The organism is Polaromonas sp. CG_9.5 (assembly GCF_035984465.1).
Classification (GTDB): Bacteria; Pseudomonadota; Gammaproteobacteria; order Burkholderiales; family Burkholderiaceae_C; genus Polaromonas.
Window position 1 is genome coordinate 1 of the sequence record NZ_JAXCHR010000066.1, and the last position, 1,488, is coordinate 1,488.

Genomic DNA, 1,488 nt, shown 5'->3' on the forward strand with positions numbered 1-1,488 from the left:
GTAACTACTCAGCTCACCCAGCCCAGCGAGGCTGAACAGGCTGGCCCCTGAAAGTGCTGACGAGGCATTCAAAGAGGCAAGCGCGCTGCTTGCGAAGGGTGGCCAGGTACGAGCGGATGGTGAAGAAGGTGCTGGCGCCTGCATCGGTGCGAAAGCAGCCCGAGACCTTCTGGCGCACTTTGGACATGCGCAGGGCCTGCTCGGCCAGGTTGTTGGTGAACGGCACGCCCTCGTGCGTCATGAAGCGCCAGACATCCTGGCGGTACACCCGCAGCCGTCTGAGCAAATTAAATTCCTTGCTTTGCTTGTGCCGGCCCCGTTTGCTTTGGGCATAGCCGTCGAATTTAACTTCAGGATGAAAGGCTTCGCCGCATTCGAGCAAGCGCTCCCACTGCGCCTCAAACCAGCCCTGGCGCTCCAGGGCCAGCGGCGCACCGGCTTGCTTGACTTCCTCATTGGCCTGCACCAGCAGCGTCTTCATCTCCTGCGCCCAGCCGTTAAAGGCCTTGTCGGCAGACTGCTCATGCACAAACGTCAGCTCGCGCAGATGGTGCGCATTGCACAGGCTGTGCGCGCACACCAGAGGCCTGTAGCCCACCAGGCCGTCATGCACCAGCGTGCCGCGCACCCCGGCCAGCAGCCCCAGCGCTTCGAACGCTTCATGGCCGCGCTTGGCATGATGCCCCAGCCAGCTCAAGCTGCCCGTGACCAGGCAGTGCAGCCAGTGCAGCTTGCCCTCGATGCGGATGCCGGTCTCGTCGGCATGCACCACGGCCGCAGCCTGCACCGCCTGACCGATGGCCGCCACCGTGGGCCCCAGTGCCAGCGCGGCCTGGCTGTTGAACGCCAGCACGCTGGCCTGGCTCAGTGGCAGGTTGAAGATATCGTGCATCAACCCGCACGTTCGCTCAAGCGGCACCAAGTGGTACTGATTGAGGTGGACCACCAGTGCCTTGGCACGCGGGCCATACTGGGCAGGGGCATTCACGCCACTCGGCCAGCAGCCCTCATGCACCGCCCCGCAGCGGCAGCTTGAGCGTATTAGGCGGTGTTCAGTGACCTGCGCGCGCAGTACCGGCAACTCAAACACCTGGCGCCTGTCGATCACCTCGTGCTGCACCCACGGCCCCTGGCAGTCCGGGCAGGCAGTGCTACTGGGATGGTTGATGACTTCATCGACCTGCGCCCTTTGGCGCAGCGTATTGCCCTCATGGCCCTTTTGCCCGCCCACGGGGCGCTGGCCTTTGAGGCGCAGTGACTTGGGCGCGGGCTTGGCCAGGCCGTCGCTCGAAGGCGGTTTGCTGGAGTTGCGGCTGTTCAGCTTTAGGCGTCCTTCGAGCTGCCCGATGCGTTCTTCTTGCTTGAGCAGTTGCGCCCACAACAGTCTGATCAGCTCGTCCTTTTGCGCAGGACTGAGTTCGCTGAGATCGGGCAGGCTGGGCATTGCTCTTATTCTCGCTTATCACTTCGAGGGAGCTGAGTAGTTAC

The 1,488-nt window shown here is 63.3% G+C and carries 1 protein-coding gene; it reads right to left on the minus strand.

The genetic code is table 11. The annotated features are described in order from the left end of the window. Positions 1–13: 13 nt before the first annotated feature. Positions 14–1,444 carry an IS66 family transposase gene (gene tnpC / locus RCH06_RS17810; RefSeq protein ID WP_327082797.1) on the minus strand — a complete coding sequence of 477 codons (1,431 nt, stop codon included), beginning with the start codon at positions 1,442–1,444 and terminating at the stop codon, positions 14–16. Between the last annotated feature and the right edge of the window lie 44 nt (positions 1,445–1,488).